General features: G+C 58.6%; 14 protein-coding genes. 8 read left to right on the forward strand and 6 right to left on the reverse strand.

Annotation, left to right across the window (positions count from 1 at the left end; genetic code table 11):
- Positions 1-111: 111 nt before the first annotated feature.
- Both L6762_RS00275 and L6762_RS00280 read left to right on the forward strand, forming a co-directional pair.
- Positions 112-1,728, forward strand: coding sequence for a sodium-dependent transporter (locus L6762_RS00275; RefSeq protein WP_237184961.1), 1,617 nt, complete (start codon positions 112-114; stop codon positions 1,726-1,728).
- Position 1,729: 1 nt separating this feature from the next.
- Positions 1,730-1,894, forward strand: a complete 165-nt coding sequence (locus L6762_RS00280) for a methionine/alanine import family NSS transporter small subunit (protein ID WP_237184963.1) — start codon at positions 1,730-1,732, stop codon at positions 1,892-1,894.
- 72 nt (positions 1,895-1,966) lie between these two features.
- Here L6762_RS00280 and menD read toward each other — a convergent pair whose 3' ends face one another.
- Positions 1,967-3,694 (reverse strand): 2-succinyl-5-enolpyruvyl-6-hydroxy-3-cyclohexene-1-carboxylic-acid synthase, encoded by a 1,728-nt coding sequence (gene menD, locus L6762_RS00285; protein ID WP_237184965.1) that lies wholly within the window; start codon positions 3,692-3,694, stop codon positions 1,967-1,969.
- Between the two features lie 57 nt (positions 3,695-3,751).
- Positions 3,752-4,783 (reverse strand): o-succinylbenzoate synthase, encoded by a 1,032-nt coding sequence (locus L6762_RS00290; RefSeq protein WP_237184966.1) that lies wholly within the window; start codon positions 4,781-4,783, stop codon positions 3,752-3,754.
- 218 nt (positions 4,784-5,001) lie between these two features.
- Between L6762_RS00290 and L6762_RS00295 the strand changes: the two genes are divergently transcribed.
- Complete coding sequence (locus tag L6762_RS00295) at positions 5,002-6,474, forward strand: phosphatase PAP2 family protein (protein ID WP_237184967.1); 1,473 nt, start codon at positions 5,002-5,004, stop codon at positions 6,472-6,474.
- Between the two features lie 102 nt (positions 6,475-6,576).
- On the opposite strand, the gene L6762_RS00300 is transcribed toward L6762_RS00295, so the two are convergent.
- A complete protein-coding gene (locus L6762_RS00300; RefSeq protein WP_237184968.1) occupies positions 6,577-7,491 on the reverse strand; it encodes an MBL fold metallo-hydrolase in 915 nt (304 codons plus the stop codon).
- 210 nt (positions 7,492-7,701) lie between these two features.
- Between L6762_RS00300 and gluQRS the strand changes: the two genes are divergently transcribed.
- The 4 genes from gluQRS to L6762_RS00320 all read left to right on the forward strand — a co-directional run bounded on the left by gluQRS (position 7,702) and on the right by L6762_RS00320 (position 12,490).
- A complete protein-coding gene (gluQRS, locus tag L6762_RS00305; protein WP_237184970.1) occupies positions 7,702-8,673 on the forward strand; it encodes a tRNA glutamyl-Q(34) synthetase GluQRS in 972 nt (323 codons plus the stop codon).
- An 8-nt stretch (positions 8,674-8,681) separates the two neighbouring features.
- Positions 8,682-9,620: an EamA family transporter gene (locus L6762_RS00310; protein WP_237184971.1), complete on the forward strand. Its 939-nt coding sequence runs from the start codon at positions 8,682-8,684 to the stop codon at positions 9,618-9,620.
- A 225-nt stretch (positions 9,621-9,845) separates the two neighbouring features.
- Positions 9,846-11,345 (forward strand): sodium/proline symporter PutP, encoded by a 1,500-nt coding sequence (putP, locus tag L6762_RS00315; RefSeq protein ID WP_237184973.1) that lies wholly within the window; start codon positions 9,846-9,848, stop codon positions 11,343-11,345.
- A 191-nt stretch (positions 11,346-11,536) separates the two neighbouring features.
- Positions 11,537-12,490 carry a 1,4-dihydroxy-2-naphthoyl-CoA synthase gene (locus tag L6762_RS00320; protein ID WP_237184975.1) on the forward strand — a complete coding sequence of 318 codons (954 nt, stop codon included), beginning with the start codon at positions 11,537-11,539 and terminating at the stop codon, positions 12,488-12,490.
- A 464-nt stretch (positions 12,491-12,954) separates the two neighbouring features.
- Here the strand turns inward: L6762_RS00320 and L6762_RS00325 are convergent, their stop codons facing one another.
- A complete protein-coding gene (locus tag L6762_RS00325) occupies positions 12,955-14,040 on the reverse strand; it encodes a HigA family addiction module antitoxin (protein WP_237184976.1) in 1,086 nt (361 codons plus the stop codon).
- A 19-nt stretch (positions 14,041-14,059) separates the two neighbouring features.
- Positions 14,060-14,359: a type II toxin-antitoxin system RelE/ParE family toxin gene (locus L6762_RS00330; RefSeq protein WP_237184981.1), complete on the reverse strand. Its 300-nt coding sequence runs from the start codon at positions 14,357-14,359 to the stop codon at positions 14,060-14,062.
- A 391-nt stretch (positions 14,360-14,750) separates the two neighbouring features.
- Between L6762_RS00330 and L6762_RS00335 the strand changes: the two genes are divergently transcribed.
- Positions 14,751-15,227, forward strand: a complete 477-nt coding sequence (locus L6762_RS00335; RefSeq protein WP_237184982.1) for a hypothetical protein — start codon at positions 14,751-14,753, stop codon at positions 15,225-15,227.
- A gap of 156 nt (positions 15,228-15,383) precedes the next feature.
- On the opposite strand, the gene L6762_RS00340 is transcribed toward L6762_RS00335, so the two are convergent.
- A complete protein-coding gene (locus tag L6762_RS00340) occupies positions 15,384-18,590 on the reverse strand; it encodes a type I restriction endonuclease subunit R, EcoR124 family (RefSeq protein ID WP_237184984.1) in 3,207 nt (1,068 codons plus the stop codon).
- Between the last annotated feature and the right edge of the window lie 5 nt (positions 18,591-18,595).

Below are 18,595 nucleotides of genomic sequence, written 5' to 3' on the forward strand. Positions count from 1 at the left end.
TTTTTTGCCCATTTTCCCATCCACTATTTGAGATTTATTTATCACTTGCTAGTCTGAACCCACATACTACAAAAGATTCATTCACACTTAGCCCTGCGGAGGACTACTCACATGAGTTCACAACCCACCTCAGCGCCCAAGAAACGAGAAGGCTTCTCAAGCCGCAAGGTCTTCATCTTTGCAGCAATCGGCTCAGCCGTTGGCCTCGGTAACATCTGGCGCTTCCCCTACGTCGCCTACGATAACGGCGGCGGCGCCTTCATGATCCCTTACCTGGTCGCCCTGCTGACCGCGGGTCTGCCCTTCCTCTTCTTTGACTACGTCATCGGTCACCGCGCCCGCGCGTCCTCTCCCCTGGCCTTCCGCCGCCTGAACCGCAAAACCGAGTTTATCGGCTGGTGGCATATGGGCATCAACTTCATCATCGCTATCTACTACGCAGCGATCCTCGCCTGGGCCGCCCGCTACTTCATCTACTCCTTCACCCATGCCTGGGGTGACGACCCGCAGACCTTCTTCTTCGCGGACGTCCTGCAGCTGGCTGACCCGGTCGCTCTCACCTTCGACTTCGTGCCCGGCATCCTCTACCCCCTGATCGGTATCTGGGTACTGCTGGCCCTCATCATGTCCCTGGGCGTACAGAAGGGCGTGGGCCTGGCTAACGTCTTCTTCATCCCCGTGCTGGTCATCATGTTCCTGGTTATGGTCGGCTACTCCCTGACCCTGGACGGCGCAATGACCGGCCTCGATGCCCTCTTCACCCCCGACTGGGCCGCTCTAACCGAGCCCGGCGTCTGGGTTGCAGCCTACGGCCAGATTTTCTTCTCCCTGTCCATCGGCTTCGGCATCATGATTACCTATGCCTCCTACCTGAAGAACAAGACCAATCTGACCGGCTCCGGCGCGGTTGTGGGCTTCGCTAACTCCTCCTTCGAGCTGTTGGCCGGTATCGGCGTCTTCGCAGCCCTGGGCTTCATGGCAACCGCCGCTGGCACCCAGGTCTCCGAGGTCGCAACCTCAGGTATTGGCCTGGCCTTCATCGCCTTCCCCACCATCATCTCCCAGGCCCCCGGCGGCACCCTGATCGGTGTACTCTTCTTCGGCTCCCTGCTCTTTGCAGGCTTCACCTCCATGATCTCCATCGTTGAGGTAATCGTTGCCGGTGTTGAAGACAAGTTCAACCTGGGGCGCGTGCGCTCCACCCTGCTGGTGATTGCCCCCATCGCGGTGATCTCCACCCTGCTCATGGCCACCACCTCCGGCCTCTACGTGCTCGATATCCTCGACAACTTTGTCAACCAGTTCGGTATCCTGGCCGCAGGCCTGGTCTCCATCTTCGTGGTTGCCTACCTGCTGCGCGCCCTGCCGATCTTCCGCGACCACCTCAACGAGCGTTCGTCCTGGAAGATGGGCAAGCTCTGGATGATCCTGCTGGCAGGCGTCACCCCCCTCATCCTGGGCTACTCCCTGATCAACACCTTCATCGGCCTGATCAACGAACCCTACGAGGGCTACCCCGACCAGATGCTCAACATCTTCGGCTGGGGCATGGTCATCGCCCTGCTGATCGTAGCCATCATCATCTCCATGCTGCCCTGGTCTAAGACCTCCCGCGCAGCGCTGACTCCCCCGGCTCCCCCGATTGCCGGCGGCAAGGTCGTCCACGGCCACGTAGACACCACCGCCCAGTCGGCAGCCCAGTCAGCCACCGAAAAGGAAGGTGCCTAGCATGAGCTCCATCGCCATCGTTATGCTGATTGTCTCCATCGCCCTCATCTGGGGCGGCCTGGGCCTGGCCCTGGTTCACCTCTCCCGCAACCCCGACGAGTCGGGTAGCGAGGTAGAGACCGACGAGACCGCAGTTCCCTGGGCCACCGAAACCACCCAGAAGTAACCGGCCCTCCACAGAGAAAAGCCCCTCCACACGCAGGTGTGGAGGGGCTTTTTCGTAACTAGTAAGAAGACCCTACGGCCGCACCACCCTGACGCTGATTCCGTTCTCGCCCCAGGCTGCTGCGAGTTCTTCGAGCTGGGCGGTGTGCGGGGTGGTGAAGAAGCGGCGGACGGCTGGGGCGAATTTCTCGTGTTGGGCTAGTTGGCCGTGTTCCAGGGTTGAGAAGATTCCGCCGCCCCGGTCGTCGTAGACCAGCACGTCGAGGTTGGGTTTGCGTTCGAGGGGGCCGATGTTGAGGGAGCCGGTGTCGTGTAGGAAGGTGAGGTCCCCGACGAGCACGCGTACCGGGCGGTTGAGGGCTAGGGAGATTCCGGACGCGGTGGCGATGGTGCCGTCGATGCCGGCTAGGCCGCGGTTGGCAAAGACCAGGGGTGAGGTTGCCAGGGAGGGGGCGATAAGGTCAAGGTCGCGGATGAGGTTGGATGAGCCCACCATCAGCACTGAGTCGTCCTCCAGGCAATGACGCCAGGTGGCTTCTGCCAGAGTGTAGCCTGCGGTGCGGTCGGCTGAGCTTGCCCCGGGTTGGGCGTTCGGGGTGTAGGTGCCTGCCCGGTAGTCAGCGACCTGTTGGTTCAGTTCCCGGGCTAGTTCTTGGCCGGCTTCGCTCCAGCTAGTCATCCAGTCATGGCCGTCCTCGGTGGTAGCTCCCTGGCCGGTGCCCGCAAAGTCAGCTAGCTCGGTCAGGGTTCCCACCTCGTGTAGGTCAAGGGCCCCGGGCTTATACCAGGGGGCAGATGAGGGAGCATAGAGGGCACGTTCTACCGCGGAGTTGGCCAGCAGGGTGGCAACGGGACGGGAGAGGGTGGGGTGACCGAAGATGACGGTTCGCTCAATCTGCCGCCCCAGGTCACCTGCTAGCACCTGCCGGTAGGCGGGCACGGCCAGAGGTGAGAAGCGGGCGTTCGATGAGGGTTCGGCAAGCAGGGGCAGTCCCTGCTGCTGGGCAAAGGCCTGGGCGATAGGCCCTGCCCCGTCACCGGCCACCACGACGGTACGGCGGGCGGTACCGGCGCCGTCCGTCCGCCAAGCCCCCTCGGTGGTGCCTGCGCGTAGCCAGCTAGCTGCGCTGGGGTCAGCCGGGGGTAGTGGGGTGGCAGGTGCCGGTGGGTTTTCGGCCAGCGAGCGCGCCCAGCGCTCTAGAATCTGCTGGTCTAGAGGGTTGGGGATAAACGGGGTGTCAAGGGCCAGGTTGATCTGGACGGGGCCCCGCGGGGTGCTTGCGGGGGCGTCCCAGTTGTCTGTTGAACGCCCGGTCAGAGCTGCGAGCGCTGCGTTGAGCTGGGCGCTCTGGGGGTCGGCTGGGTCGGCCGTGTAGTTTTCGAGGGTGCAGGACGCTCGGGTGTGGGCGGGAGCAATCACTTGCTGGTCGGTGGTTTGGTTGGCCCCGGTACCCTGGAGCCGGGCAGGGCGGTCGGCTGAGAGCAGGGCCAGGGGGACGCCAGCGTGGTAGGCCTCCATGAGGGCCGGGAGGCATTCGCCCACAGCGGTACCGCTGGTGGTGACCATGCCAACCGGCTGGCCACTGGCCTTGGCCAATCCCAAGGCGGTGAAGGCGGCACTGCGCTCGTCGATACGCACGTGGGCCTCTAGTACCCCGGCCTGGTCCAGGGCTGCGAGGGCGTAGGCTAGGGGGGCTGAGCGTGAGCCCGGAGCGATGAGAACATGCCGCATTCCTGCCCGCACGAGGGTGTCGAGCACAGAAATTGCGGTCATAAAGGAGGTTGAGGGTGCATCAGTCACCCCACCAGTTTACTCGCTGCCCTCTTCGAGACTCGGCCGGGTTCTGCCGCTGCCCAGCTACCCCTGTTCAAGTAGGCGGTAGCAGGCTTCGATTCGGCGGTGCCACCAGGCGGTGCGTTCGGGGCTGGCAGCTACCTCTTTTAGCAGCCGAGGCTCGGGAGTGACATCCCGCAGGGGCAGCTCCCCGTCCCGGGCCACAAGGGGGTAGGCGGTGACGTCCTTGGCCATCAGTGATACCGTGCCCAGGCCGCACCCGTAGGGCAGCTGCGGCAGGGCGGCGGCCAGCGCTGCCCCGGTACGGATACCGACCGAACTTTCAAGGGCAGATGAAACAACCGCAGGCAGACCCGCCTGCTCTACGATGTGCAGGGCCCGCCTTACCCCGCCCAGGGGGGCGGCCTTAATAATGAGCACATCGGCAGCGCCCAGGCGGGCAACCCGCAGGGGGTCGTCAGCCTTACGGACGGCCTCATCGGCGGCAATCAGCAGGGGGTTACCGTGTGCCCGCAGCTCATCGCGCACCCGCGCCAGCCCCTCAATACCCGGGACCGGTTGCTCAGCATAGAGCAGGTCGTAGTCAGCTAGCTCGTTGAGGGCGCGGACGGCCTGGGCCTCGGTCCAGCCGCCGTTGGCATCAATCTTCAGGCGGGCGTCCGGGCAGGCGTCGCGCACCGCGGCTACCCGGGCTAGGTCTTGGGTTAGAGATTCTTCAAAAGGTAGCCCGGTTTCAGCCACCTTGATTTTGACTTCCCGCACCTGCCCCTCGTAGCGGCCCAGCACCGCCTCAACCTCGCTAGCGGCCACCGCAGGAACCGTAGCATTGAGGGAAATACTGGTGCGCAGCGGCTGCGGGTAGGGCAGCCAGGCCGCCTCGATGGCGCAGGCCAGCCAGGCGGACGCCTCTGCCGGCTCGTACTCGGTAAAAGCAGCAAATTCTCCCCAGCCAGCCGGGCCTTGAATCAGGGCGGTTTCGCGCAGGGTGACGCCGCGGAACTTCACCCGCATAGGCAGGGCTACGATGCGGGTAGCGGCCAGGATTTCTTCGAGCGGGGGCAGGGCAAAGCCCAGGGGCAGGGAGCTAGCTGTCATACCTTCTAATCTACTCTTTCGCCGCTTCTGCGGGGCTGTGTGCAGGTGCTCGCGCAACATTAGGGGTTCTCTCAGGAAAGTCCCATGTGAGTTTGTCACAATAGCAGTGCAGGCTGAGCCTGTTAGCTCTTAGCAGGGTCTAGGGCTGAAATAGCAGGTACAGCTTGGTAGGCTCGTTGAGGTGTCTACACGCAGCAGAAAGGTCTTTGGCGATAACTGTGAGTTTTGAGAAGCGCGATTCTAACGCTGTTTCTGGCACACCCGACGATGCCACCGAGGTGCTAACGCCCCAGACCTATACCGACCGCACGGTTGCCCTGCCGACCAGCCCCGGTGACGACGCCACCGAGGTGCTTCCCGCTTCACGGGCACGGGCTACTTTTACAGATGATGACGCCACCGTGGTACTCCCTGCCGCGCCTTCTGCTCCCCAGGGCGAGGCCATCAAAGCTAAGCTCCAGGCCGGTACCGCCAGTGGCCTGGCGGCAGCTAAAACCGGTTTTGCCGCCGCGCAAGCAGCGGCCCAGGAGGCAGCGCACCGGGTCAAAAAGGAACGTGCCGCACGCGCAGCGAGCAAGGCCCGCGCCCAGGCGGCAGCCCCGCGTCCGGACGCCGTCAGCGCCCACCGGGCGCCGCAGGCTAGCTACAGGGCCCCTGCCACTGCTCCACAAGGACGGCCAGCCCCCGGCTACCCCGCCCAGAATTATCGAGCCCCGGGGCAGCAGGCTCCGGGCTACGGCCGAGCTCCCTACGGTAGCCAGGCCCACTCGGGTGAAGATTCCCCCTCGGGCCGGCTGCATATGCTCACTCCCTCGCATATTCGGCAGACTCGCCCCTCGCTCTGGACGCTGATCCAGCACTTCTTTGCGGCAGGAACCCTCTTCTGCCTTCTGGTGGCAGCCTTTGTTTTCTTTATTACAACGCCAACCGGCCAGGAGCTCGACGAGATTTCCTTCCAGGAGTTCTCCTACCAGTTCATGACCTACACCGAGCAGACCTCTACCCTGCTCGACTTCATCCCCACCGCCGCCGGTATTACCGCGGCTATCGGCATTCTCTTTGTGCTGCTGTGGAAGCACCGCTTTGTGCCTGCCCTGGTCGGCATCGCGATTGCTGCCGGGGCTAATCTGACGACCCAGCTACTGAAGAACTACATCATCGTCAAGCCCAATCTGGGTATTCAAGAAGCGCTGGGTAACTCGGCGCCCTCCGGCCATACCACCTTTGCTGCGGCTGCAGGTCTGGCCCTCTTCCTGGCCTCGCCCAAGCGCTTCCGCCCCACCGTGGCCCTGATCAGCATGGTCTTTACGGTAGCGGCCGGCTATTCCACCGTGGTCAATGGCTGGCACCGCCCAGCCGATGTGGTCACAGCTATTCTGGTCACCGGCCTCTGGGGTGTGCTGGGGCTCGTGATTCTGCGTTTCATGCGCTCAGAAGAGCTTGATATGAGCGATACCCAGCGGTCGGGGCTGATTCTGGTTCCCCTGCTTTCTATCTCGGGGTTCTTCTCGGGTTTCTGCGCTCTGGCCCTCTACTGGGTCACCTACACTAACCCGATTCCCGGCTCTGCCTTTATGGCAGCAATCTGCATGATTGGGGCGGTAGCGGCCCTGACCACCAGCACCCAGGTCGCCCTGCTACGCCCCCAGAACAAGAAGCGCAGTGCCTACCGAAAGGTTTGGGCTTACTAATACAGACTGGATTCACTTTAAAGGCAAGAGCTACCCGGCATTTAGCTGGGTAGCTCTTTCTTTCTATCGCCTAAGCTTCTGAGCAAAATGTGCGAGGGACTTCTAGCCCTGCCCAAGGGTAATGGGGCCGGTCAGGCCGGAGGCAGCATCCCCCTCGAAGGTGACGGTCGAGAGCCCCTGCCCCTCAGCCTCACGGGCTTCAAGCTTCGTAAGGCGGTCAAGCAGTATGCGGGTGGAACCGCCCGAGTAGGGCAGCTGGTACATAGATGCTGTGGTGGCTCCCTTAACCTCTTTCAGGGCGGAGTCGGCAATTTTCTGGACGGCGTCTTCCATGGTGTCTGCCATGCGCTCAATAAAGGAGCTTTCCACCGGGGTGCCGTGGCCGGGAACGAAGATACGGTAGCGGTCCAGCCCTGCCAGGGTTCGTAGGGTGCTGACCCACAGTTCGGGGTAGGAGTCGTCGAAGGCGGGGTCTGAGCCCTGCTCGATGATGTCACCGGCGAACAGGACGTCGTCTACGCCTACCAGCACGTCACCGTCGGTGTGGGCCAGGCCCAGGTACATGAGGGTAACGGCCCGCTGGCCCAGTTCTACCCGGGTAAAGGCCGGACGGGTACCGTCGCCGGGCAAGAACCGGGTGGGTACAACAAGCTGGGTGTTGGGGCCAGCCTGGTGGGCCATCTCGGGTTCTAGCACCTCAACGTAAAGACGCTGGCGGTCGCCGTAGCTTTCGATAGCGCGGGCGGCGCGGGGGTGGGCCCAGATGTCGGTGACTCCGTCAGCTGCGAACACGGCGTTGCCCATGAAGCGGTCGAAGTGCGCGTGGGTATTGACCGCAACCAGAGGAAGCTCGGTGACCCGTCGCACAGCTCTCAGGATCTCGGCTCCCTGACGGGGCCCGGCGCCGGTATCAATCACCATAGCCTTCTCTGCGCCCACGATCAGGCCGGAGTTAAGACGGTAGTTATCCGTTGAGATCTGATAGATACCATCGGCAATTTCAAGAGTTCTAGCCATACTCTCTAAGGTACTTGAAATAAAAGGTGCCTACCGTGTTTACGAGTGGCTGGGCAGTTATTTCTCACCACACTGCCCTTCTTTAACGGTGTTACGCGGGTTGAGCGCAATCTTATGTCATAAAAAGATGTATCACCTTAGCTAACCAGCTCATCAGGGCTAGCTGCCCTCAGCCCGCTTGCTTCCCCTGGGCACTAGACTAGTGGGGTGATGTCTATCAAAACCGCTCCTGTTCCCGTTCCCTGCGGCCGTTACGCGCCTTCCCCTTCCGGTGACCTGCACCTGGGCAACCTGCGCACCGCCCTACTGGCCTGGATGATGGCCCGTACCGCGGGAGGCCGTTTTGTGATGCGGGTGGAGGATTTAGACCGGGTCAAGAAGGGGGCAGCAGAGCGGCAGCTGGCTGACCTGGCCGCCCTGGGCATCGACTGGGACGGGAAGGTGCTCTACCAATCCACCCGCCTAGATGCCTACGCGGACGCCCTGACCCGCCTGCGCGAAGCCGGGCTAGTTTACGAGTGCTACTGCACCCGCAAAGAAATTCAGGAGGCCTCCAGCGCCCCGCACGGCGCCCCCGGCGCCTACCCCGGCACCTGCCGCAACCTCACCGAGGCAGAACGTGCCGAGCGCAGGCAGCTGCGGCCGGCGTCCTTGCGCCTCAAAGCCCAGGTGAGCGAATGGACTGTCACCGACCGTTTCGCCGGGGAATACACCGACGCGGTCGACGACTTTGTACTGGTGCGGGCCGACGGGGTCTACGCCTACAACCTGGTGTGTGTGGTTGATGACGATTACCAGGGGGTCACTGAGGTGGTGCGCGGCGATGACCTGCTGCCCTCTGCTCCCCGCCAGGCCTATCTAGCTCACCTATTGGGGTTGCAGGTACCTGCCTATGCCCATGTCCCCCTGGCCCTCAACACCGAGGGCAAGCGCCTGGCTAAACGGGACGGGTCCGTGACCCTCGCCGAGCTCACCGCCGCCGGGGTCAGCACCGACCACATCATGCGCATGATTGCTGCCTCTATTCCGCTGCCCCCGCTCACCGGGGCGAGCGCTGGCGAAAGCGGCCCCCACCTGCCCGAAACCGCCGCTGAGATGCTCTCTGTCTTTAGCCCAGACCGTATCAAGCAGGCCCCCTGGACGGTGGTAGACCCGCTGCTCGAAAGCACCTGCGGGCTTTAGGAGGCGCTGTGAACCTCTCTGACCGCATACCGGCCGAACGCCGGGGCACCGCTGCCCTGCTTCTAATCCTCACTGGTTCCTTGGGTATTCAGATTTCAGCTGCGATTGTCTCGGTGCTCTTTGCTAGCGTTGGCCCCACTCAGGTCGCCGCCCTGCGTGCCCTGATTGCCGCTGTGGTCCTGTGGGCGCTGGTGCGACCTAACCCCCTTGCCCTGCGGCGGCGGGACCTTCCCCAGGTGCTGGTCTACGGGCTGGTGCTGACCCTGATGAGCGTCTGTTTCTACAACGCGGTGCACCATATTCCTTTGGGTGTAGCGGTGACCTTTGAATACCTGGGTGCCTTTGTGGTGGCCCTGCTCGGTGTGCGGCGCCTGCGCGACGGGCTCATTGCCTTTTTCGCTCTGGCCGGGGTTGTGATGATTGCCGGGCCTACACTCGCGGGGGACGCCCACCCTATCGGCTTTATCTGGGCCCTCGGGTCAGCCGCCTCGATGGCCGGCTACACCATCTTCTCGGCCCGCATGGGTTCAGCGTCCGCCGCAACCAGCGGCCTGCGCGGCACCACCATGTCGTTGGCTTTTTCGGCGCTCATCCAGCTTCCCCTGTCAGTGCCCGCTATGGCGGGGCTGGACGCGGACGCCTGGTTCAAGCTGGCGCTCTCCGCCATCGTGGGCGTAGCCCTGGCCTATTCTGCCGATAACATCGCCGGGCAGCTGACCAGCGCCGCCGTCATCGGGGTGCTCTTCTCCATCGACCCCGTAGTAGGGGCTATCGTGGGTACCTTCATGCTGGGTGAGGTGCTCTCGGCCTGGTCTTACCTGGGCATTGTGCTCATCGCCGCCTCCGGCGCCTACATCGTCTGGCGCACCAACAGGTCAGCCATCGCGGTAACGCTGCATACATCGGCCCTACCCGTGATAGATCCACGCTCGCAGAAGCACTCTTAAGAAAAGCTCACCGTTTTTATACGAAGATTCTAAATAGCTTCAGGCGGCGAGATAGTGTCACCCAGACCCTCAGGGTGTAAGCTAACGCACAGACCAAAACGTGTGCCTCAGCAAATACCTCAAGTAATCTAAACAAGATACTTTAGAGAAACTGCATATAAGGGAAGGTGCGCCGACGCACCCACCCCAGCCCGCACGCCCTCGCCTACAACCCAAGGGGAGCTCATGAGCAACACCACCTACCAGCTGATAGCCCTGGCTATCTACTTCGCCGCCATGGTCGGCATCGGCATCTGGGCCAAGTCCAAGAACAACAACCTCGACGACTATGTGCTCGGCGGGCGCTCCCTCTCCCCCACTGCGGCGGCCCTGTCAGCGGGTGCCTCGGACATGTCGGGCTGGCTCCTCATGGGCCTACCCGGCGCCCTCTACATCACCGGCCTGGCTGAAGCCTGGATTGCTATCGGCCTAACTGTCGGCGCCTGGCTCAACTGGAAGTTCGTAGCCCCCCGCCTACGCGCCTACACCGAGGTCTCCCGCAACTCGGTCACCGTCCCCTCCTTCTTCCACAACCGCCTGCGCGACCCCCGCGGCATCATCCGCATTTTCGCCGCCCTGGTCATCCTGATTTTCTTCACCTTCTACGTCTCTTCCGGCATGGTCGCCGGCGGCGTCTTCTTCCAGTCCTCCTTCGGCGGCAACTACCACACCGGCATGCTGCTGGTCGCCGGTATCACCGTCGCCTACACCCTCTTCGGCGGCTTCCTGGGCGCAACCTACACCGACGTCGTCCAGGGCCTGCTCATGCTCACCGCCCTCATCGTCCTGCCCATCATGGCACTGATTTACGTGGGCGGTTTCTCCGGCCTTGAAACCACCATCGAGTCCGTCAACCCTAACGCCCTCTCCCTCTTTGCGGGCACCACCCTGCTGGGCATTCTCTCCTCAGCTGCCTGGGGTCTGGGCTACTTCGGCCAGCCCCACATCATCGTGCGCTTCATGGGCCTGCGCTCTGCCCAGGACGCCACCGCAGGTCGCCGCATCGGCATCACCTGGATGGTTGCCACCCTAGTCGGCGCCATGAGCGCCGGTCTCATCGGCATCGCCTACTTTGCCCGCCACCCCGAAGCAACCCTGACCGACACCACCAACGCTGAGTCAGTCTTCCTGGACATGTCCCAGATTCTGCTCCACCCCCTACTGGCCGGGTTCGTGCTGGCAGCGGTGCTGGCAGCCATCATGTCGACCCTTTCCTCCCAGCTGATTGTCTGCTCATCTGCCCTGGCCGAAGACCTCTACAAGCTCACCAGCGGCGGCAAGGAACTCTCAGACGCCAAGGGCCTCTGGCTGGGCCGCGCGGGCGTGCTGGTTGTCTCTGTCATCGCAGGTCTGCTTGCCTGGAACCCCGACTCCTCCGTGCTCTCCCTGGTCTCCTTCGCCTGGGCAGGCTTCGGCGCAGCCTTCGGCCCCATCGTGATTCTCTCCCTCTACTGGCGCAAGCTCACCGCACTTGGTGCCGTAGCGGGCATGGTTGCAGGCACCATCACCGTTTTCGTCTGGGGCTACAACGAGGTGCTCTCGGGTTACATGTACGAGATTGTGCCCGGCTTCCTGGTCAACCTGCTCTTTGCCTACCTGGTGTCGGTTGCCACCTATAAGGGTGACTCCGCCACCGCCCGCGAAATCAACGAAGAGTTCGACCGCGCCGTGGAGCTCTCCCGCTAGTAGCTTCGTCTAAGTCAGGACGCCGCACCCCACTCCCCTGCCTGCGGGCAGGGGCGCTGGGGGCGGCGTCCGTCCTTTTCTGCGCTGAATGTCGTCGAAAGCTTCATCTGCGCGTGCATTGAACGCGCAGATGAAACTTTCAATTACAGACAAGGAACCAGCCCAGGGCGCCCCTGGGTAGACTGGTGGCTATGACTAACGAACTTCCTGCCAAGGTTTCTGACATTTTCGACCCCCACCAGTGGCGCCTGGTTGAGGGCTTTGAGGACCTAACCGATATCACCTACCACCGCCAGGTGGAACGCAACGAGGCCGGTGAGATCCTGCGGGATCTGCCAACCGTGCGCATCGCTTTTGACCGGCCCGAGGTGCGCAACGCCTTCCGCCCCCACACCGTCGATGAGCTCTACCGGGTGCTGGATCACGCCCGCATGACTTCCAACGTGGGCACCGTGCTGCTGACCGGCAACGGCCCCTCTGCCAAGGACGGCGGCTGGGCCTTCTGCTCCGGCGGCGACCAGCGTATTCGCGGCCGCGACGGCTACCGCTACGCCGAGGGTGAGACCCGCGATTCGATTGACCCGGCCCGCGCAGGCCGCCTGCACATTCTGGAGGTGCAGCGCCTGATTCGTACCATGCCCAAGGTGGTTATTGCCCTGGTGTCGGGCTGGGCCGCTGGTGGCGGCCACTCCCTGCATGTGGTTGCTGACCTGACGATCGCGTCAGAAGAGTACGGCAAGTTTAAGCAGACCGATGCGACCGTGGGGTCCTTTGACGCCGGCTACGGCTCAGCCCTACTGGCCCGCCAGGTGGGCCAGAAGTTTGCTCGCGAGATTTTCTTCCTGGCTAAGGAGTACGACGCCCAGCGCATGTACGAGATGGGCGCTGTGAATGACGTGGTGCCCCATGCTGAGCTGGAGACCAAGGGCCTGGAGTACGCGGCCCACATTGCCCGCCAGTCACCACAGGCGATTCGTATGCTCAAGTTCGCTTTCAACCTTCCGGACGACGGCATGGTCGGCCAACAGGTCTTTGCCGGCGAGGCCACCCGCATGGCCTACATGACCGACGAGGCCGTCGAGGGCCGCGACGCCTTCCTGGAGAAGCGCGACCCCAACTGGGAGAACTACCCCTACTACTTCTAGCCGACCAACGGCGTCCGCGCGCCCGGCTCAGAGCCGCGCAGGCTAAGTGCCCACCAGACTCTCGCACTGCCCACCCCGCTCGTGGACAGTGCGCGAGTTTTGTGGGCTTTCGCCGTCCGGGCACAAAATGATGAGGACGCCCCGCCCCACCTTCTTCACGGAAGGCGGGGCGGGGCGTCCTCTTGTTTGGCCTGGGGTGGCGGATGAGTCGAGAGCAAAAGCAAAATAGCAGACTACTTCATCGCTTACGGTAGACAGTTGAGCCGGTCATCGCGCAGATTAAGTGTTAACGAGCTCCATACGGGTTTTCAATGACCATTGGATTCGCATGGACGGGTGCTCGTGGAAGTCTGGGAATTAGTATTTTATGCAGGATGAGTGAATTTTGAATAAGCCTCACATAACGAGCTAAATCTAGAGAGACCCGATTGAAAACCTCTCCATATTTCGATCATTACAATATTTTATTTCCATTCCAACATGTATTGATCAACATTTGGGGCACCCTTAGCCAGAGTTGTACGCCAATCAAGTTTTCCTTGGCTCTGTAATCTACCTACAACAATAATAGGGTGCACCCCTAAGCGCTCAGCCTCCTTATTAACCCAGTCAGCACGGATATTTACAGGAGGATCAGACAGCTCTTCACCTGCAAGAATAATTTTCGATGCCCTGATATCAGCAGCAGTTTCTTGTACATTTAAATCAATCCCCGACCCTAAATTCTCATCAACTCTAAACTCAGTTTCAGAAACATCTTTGTTCAAAATATGGCTCATCTCATGACACAGAGTGAAAAATACTTTATCGAGCCGCTTACCTCTACCAGAAAGTCCAATAATTGGATTATTTCCAAGCATAAATGTAACACCATCTATCTTTGCACCTGGAAAATTCTCAACATAGAAAAGCCCCACGCCAGCAGCAAAAAATAATTCCTGCAAGTCTATAAAACGCTCGGGTGCAACAGAAATTTTAGCAATTTTTTCAGAAAGATTCTCAAAATTGGCCAAGCTATATTCACCAATATTTTCTTGTGCTATTTTTGCTTTTTTTCTAACAGATAATGCCCAAGCGAGCTGAGTAGCAGATATTTCATCGGTGGAGTCAGTTTTTCGGGCAGCTAAAGAATAACTAGATTTAGTATCAAAACTATCTACCTCATATAGATCAAGTAACTGCTGATCTATCTCATCTAAGGTACCCGCCTGCACTATCCCACGCTTAATTAAGAGCGATACAGGCGCGAGCTCTCTTTGCCTCGCTTTTCGTTCAATATTAGAAAGTTTTTCCTGAAAATCAGCGTCTTGAGACTGTACCCAAACCTGATACTGAGTTTGGAGATTGAGCCACAACTCGGGACTGGCACCAAAAGCCATAGCAATCTGAGCTGCAGACTCCTTAGTCAACTCACGCTTGCCGCTGATAATTTCAGAAATAAACTGAACAGGACGGCCAATAATCTCAGCAAAATCTTGCTGTGACCAGCCGCGAGCTTCGAGTTCATCGGATAGATACTCCCCTACGGGGAACGCCTGAGCAATAGTCATTATATTTTCCTCCGTGGTGTTAGTGATAATCAACTATTTCAATCACGACAGTTATCCTCCCTGGATCAACTGTCTTGAATTTAAGAATTAACCGATACTGCTGATTCAAACGAATTGAACTCTGCCCTTCACGGTCCCCCGCTAGCTTCTCAAGTCGCAGTGCTTTATATGCACGCAAATCACGCTCATCTACAGCCGCCCTGATAAGTCCAATCTTCTTCCGATACGCAGCAACTAGCGCAGAGCCAAACCGCTTCGTTGAGTAGCTAGCATCTTCCGCAAGCTTCTGCAGCTCTTCATCCTCATACTCGATCAGCATGGTTCCAAATACTTTCGGCTCATACCCACAAGTATATATCTAGTTAAATCGTATCATCACCTTCACCCCTTGCATTAAGTGTAGATTCGACTTAGAGTAGATGCTACATCATTGAGAACGAAGATTTCTTCAGCATGGAGGCTGACACGCTCAGCCTCAGAAAGGTAACTACTATGGCACGTGCAAGGACAGTAACTAGAAGCGCTAAAACTGGTCGTTTTGTCACCAAGTCTTACGCCAAAAGAGCCCCCTCTAAAACGACAACCGAACGCATAGGGGGCTCAACCAAGAACACTCGTACGGTCTACCGGTCAGCAGTCACAGGTCAGTTCGTTACTCAGGAATTTGCCGCAGCCAAGCCCGCCACTACTATCAGTCAGAAGGTGTAATTATGGAAACAGATTTTTTGACAACGCCGCCCAATTATGTTGAGAGCATGAACGCCTGGAGCTGGTTTTTCGCGATTCTGTTCGCCCTGGTTGCTGCTCTTGTACTTGTAGCATCTCTTTTTACACATCAGGTTGCGAGGTCATCCATTTTTCCGCTTAGTTGTTCAGCGGTGGGAGCGCTTATTGGCGTGTACCCCTTGTTCAAGATGTTCCGAGCAGTGCCACCACTGAGCAACGATATAGCAGGCTGGGTGATTGGCATCAGTTTTGTTGCCCTCGTGATAGTCATTGCAGTCGTAGCGGCTACAAGGATGAATGACTTTTCAGGTATTGCTTACCCCATAGGAGGAGCAGTACTAGTGACATTTTTCGCTGTCATTTTAGATAAGTTATTAGAAAGTCTTGCCGTTATTCCGCTTTCAATTGCAGGCCTTGTGGTCATGGTTGCCGCTGCGTTCGCTTGGGTCAAGGATCGGTAGTACGACATCACGCATGAACGGGCTGAAACATTGAGATTTCAGCCCGTTCATTCCCTTTATACGATATTTTCCTTACTCGTAATGGCACGTTGATGAGCTCTACTAAACTATGCAAAGAGACTGAGCTGCAATTCCTCGGATGCCAAAAATCAAGTTTTAGATGAACTCACTAGCGTCCCAATGTAGTGGGTCAGCTTCTTTGAGGAAGAAGTCTTTTAAGAGGCGTTCTGCTGCAGCATTTTGTTTGAACCGGTTGAGCTGCAGATTTTGGCGTTCGAGGTACATCGTAAACTGTGGGTAGCTGATATCAGCCTTAAGGGATTGAAGCCTGCCAAAAGATGTGAGGTCAGATGCTTCAGTGATGCCAAGCTTCATTATCTCGAAAATCTTTGCTTCGGGGATACCAAGAGCATCATGAAGTGCTGTTACGCGATTCTGCTGTTGCTGAGACTTGTAGAGATTGAGATAGTCTCGGAAGCTTCTGTCTTCCTGAATATCGATGGTGCCGTTTTCAAGGTCATTGAGAATGGTTTGAGCGATAACCTGGTCCTCTTGAGAGAGCGCCCCGTAGGCGTTTTGCACCTGAGCACGGAGCTCATCGATGTACTGGGTAGAACTATTTTCTTCTCTGAGGGCTTGGCGTAGGTTAGTAAAACGAGATTCGAGATACTCGTAATCGATGCGCAGGGTATCACGGGCAATAGCGAGTGCAGTGAGGTCTAGCGGGATGCTGTCTTCACCAGGCTCATTGTTCCCCGGGGCATCATCGCTATCGCCAAGTTCCTGGAGTCTGGCAAGCAGCAGGTTGTATGTTTCTTCGTCAATTTCAACGGTGACGGGTTCCTGGCCGGGTGTATCGTCGAAGGTGTAGGTTCTTTCGTTCCAGGTGAAACCTTGTAGGCTTGCAGTTTCAATTTTTTTAATGAGGTCTGAGACTGCTGCAGCAAATTTTGACCGCGCTTCCTTGCCTTCTGGAAGCTTGTTGAATTCTTGGAGCCCTGCTTCTCTGTAGACCGCTTTGATGCGGTCGTAGATTCCGTTGATGGCGGCCAGAGTTTTGGGTAGGGGGTCTGCAAAAACGTCGGCGGCGCGATCTCCCGCATAGAGGTCGAATGCGTCGATGATGTTTTGTTCCATGGTGTGTACTTTGCGGAAGTAGATGATGGAACCAAACGGTTTAAGTGATGAGTGGTTGAAGATGCGGTTGGTGCGGGAAAAGGCTTGGACGAGACCGTCGTATCTGAGGACCTTGTCAAGGTAGAGGGTATTGACCCACTTGGAGTCGTAGCCGGTGAGCATCTGATTGACAACGATGACCATGTCGAGCTGGAGGTCTGGCTGGTTATCGATGGTGCGGTAGCCCTGTTTGTGGGCTAGACGGTCGGCAACGTCTGTTTTGAAGCTAGCCATATCTTCACGGGAGAAGTTCTGGTGGTAGCGCTGATTGTAGTCGGTGAGAATTTCACGGATGCCTTCATCGCGCAGGTAACTCTCTTCATCGTGTTCTTCCCGTTCAGTGAAGATTGAAGTGATTTTGAGGTAGGGCGCGAGTTCCTTGAAGAGACGGTAGTAAGCGATAGCTTCTTGGACGCTACTTGTTGCGAATATGGCGTGGAACTTCCCTACAACGGAACGTTCTGGCCAGTGGCCGATTATGTGTTCGACGACCTGTTTGCGGTGCTCTTCGGATTCCCAGATATCCTTGTCTACGTAGTCTTCGATACCGCGGGTGTATTTTCCGTCTTCGCCTTTTGTTCCTGCCCAGGGTACCTCTTGTGGGTCCATAAACTTCTCGTAGATGGTTTTGCGGGTTTCGTTCTGCATGATGTCGATGATGCAGTTGATGCCTGTTCCACCGGCTTGGCGGATGGCGACGGCCTGCCGAAGGTTGGAGTAGGTGGGGACTCCTTGGGTGTTGAAGCCCAGCACATTGCCGTCACGGAGGCCGAAGGCGATGCTGTACCGGTGAAGTTCGCTGCCGAAAAGTTCGCTGGTGATGGTGTCTTTGCGCTTGTTTTCGTCGTAGATGGGGGTTCCGGTGAAGCCGATGAAGACTGCATGGGGCAGGTGGTTGTGGACGTCACGGAACATGCTGCCGAAGGTGGATCGGTGGGCTTCGTCAACGATGAATACGATGCGCTGGTCAGAGATTGTGCGGAAGTCTGCTTCACCGGCCAAGGAGTCTTCAGCGCAGAGCCTGCCGAGTTTATGGAGGGATGTGATGATGAGGGTTTTTTGGGTGTCTTTGAGGTCTCTCAGCAGGAGGGCTGTGCTGGCGGGGCGGTAGAGTTCTACGTTGTCGTCTGCGAAGTTTTTGTATTCTTTTTCAGATTGCTCTGAGAGCTCGATACGGTCGAGTACGAAGACTACTTTGTCGGCTAGGTGTTCTCGGGCGAGCAGGGCTGCTGATTTGAAGGATGACATGGTTTTGCCGGACCCTGTGGTGTGCCAGATGTAGCCGCCTTTTTGGGTGTTACGAGTCCAGTCTTCGGGGTGGATACGGTTGATTTCGCCGAGTTTGTTGAGAATCGATTGGACGGCGTGGATTTGGTAGGGGCGTAGGACTTTGAGAACGCCGTCCCCGCTATCTGCAATCATGAAATCGCCGATGAGCTGGTGCGCCTGGGGAATACCAAGGAAGGATGAGGCATTATCTGCCCAGTTGTCGTAATAGTCGTTTTCTTGATGCGTCCATTTGAACTGGAAGTTTGGGTTGAAGTCGTCTGCGCTGGCTGGCCTGGCGAAGTAGACGAGTTCTTCGGGGGTCATTGCGACGAAGGCTTGCACCGTGTTCATGATGCCGGTGTAGATGCCCTGTTGCGTGTATTTGCGGATCTGCCAGATGGCTTCGTCGGTGGTGTGCCCGTGGTTTTTTAGTTCTACGTGGATGAGGGGCAGACCCCAGATGAGGAGGAGGATGTCGCCGCGGCGGTCGCGGTCTTCCTGAACGCGCCGGGTGAACTGGGGTTGCTGGGCGATTTGGTAGGTGGAGTCACCGCCTGCGATTTGGCGGGGGTCGAAGATTTGTAGTTGGACGGGTTTGCCGTGGTTGACGGTGTCTTGCGGGTTATCGCGGATGAGCTCTATGTATTTGCCCTGTAGGAGCTGGTGCATAGCGCTGGGGTCGGTGATACCGCTGAGGTGGTTGACGAGGGTTTTCTTTTCGGAGTCAGAGAGGGGCACCCCATTGAGCCGGTATTCCTGCTGGTTGTTTTTAAAGAGGATATTGGCCCAGTTGTCGATGAGGTCTTGCTCGGTGGGGTTGATTAGGACGCCGCCGCTCCACCTGTTCTTGGTGCGCAGGCGGCTGACGAGGGCTTCTTCAAATTCTGCTTCGGTGGCGAATTGCATGGGCTGGGTCATGGGGA

This window comes from Rothia nasimurium (assembly GCF_928381705.1).
Taxonomy (GTDB): domain Bacteria; phylum Actinomycetota; class Actinomycetes; order Actinomycetales; family Micrococcaceae; genus Rothia; species Rothia nasimurium_G.

Bases quoted from the DNA above. Each gene is read 5' to 3' on its own strand.
- L6762_RS00275 (WP_237184961.1), top strand. From the start codon at position 112: ATGAGTTCACAACCCACCTCAGCGCCCAAGAAACGAGAAGGCTTCTCA.
- L6762_RS00280 (WP_237184963.1), top strand. From the start codon at position 1,730: ATGAGCTCCATCGCCATCGTTATGCTGATTGTCTCCATCGCCCTCATC.
- L6762_RS00290 (WP_237184966.1), bottom strand. From the start codon at position 4,783: ATGACAGCTAGCTCCCTGCCCCTGGGCTTTGCCCTGCCCCCGCTCGAA.
- L6762_RS00300 (WP_237184968.1), bottom strand. From the start codon at position 7,491: ATGGCTAGAACTCTTGAAATTGCCGATGGTATCTATCAGATCTCAACG.
- gluQRS (WP_237184970.1), top strand. From the start codon at position 7,702: ATGTCTATCAAAACCGCTCCTGTTCCCGTTCCCTGCGGCCGTTACGCG.
- putP (WP_237184973.1), top strand. From the start codon at position 9,846: ATGAGCAACACCACCTACCAGCTGATAGCCCTGGCTATCTACTTCGCC.
- L6762_RS00320 (WP_237184975.1), top strand. From the start codon at position 11,537: ATGACTAACGAACTTCCTGCCAAGGTTTCTGACATTTTCGACCCCCAC.
- L6762_RS00325 (WP_237184976.1), bottom strand. From the start codon at position 14,040: ATGACTATTGCTCAGGCGTTCCCCGTAGGGGAGTATCTATCCGATGAA.
- L6762_RS00330 (WP_237184981.1), bottom strand. From the start codon at position 14,359: ATGCTGATCGAGTATGAGGATGAAGAGCTGCAGAAGCTTGCGGAAGAT.
- L6762_RS00335 (WP_237184982.1), top strand. From the start codon at position 14,751: ATGGAAACAGATTTTTTGACAACGCCGCCCAATTATGTTGAGAGCATG.
- L6762_RS00340 (WP_237184984.1), bottom strand. From the start codon at position 18,590: ATGACCCAGCCCATGCAATTCGCCACCGAAGCAGAATTTGAAGAAGCC.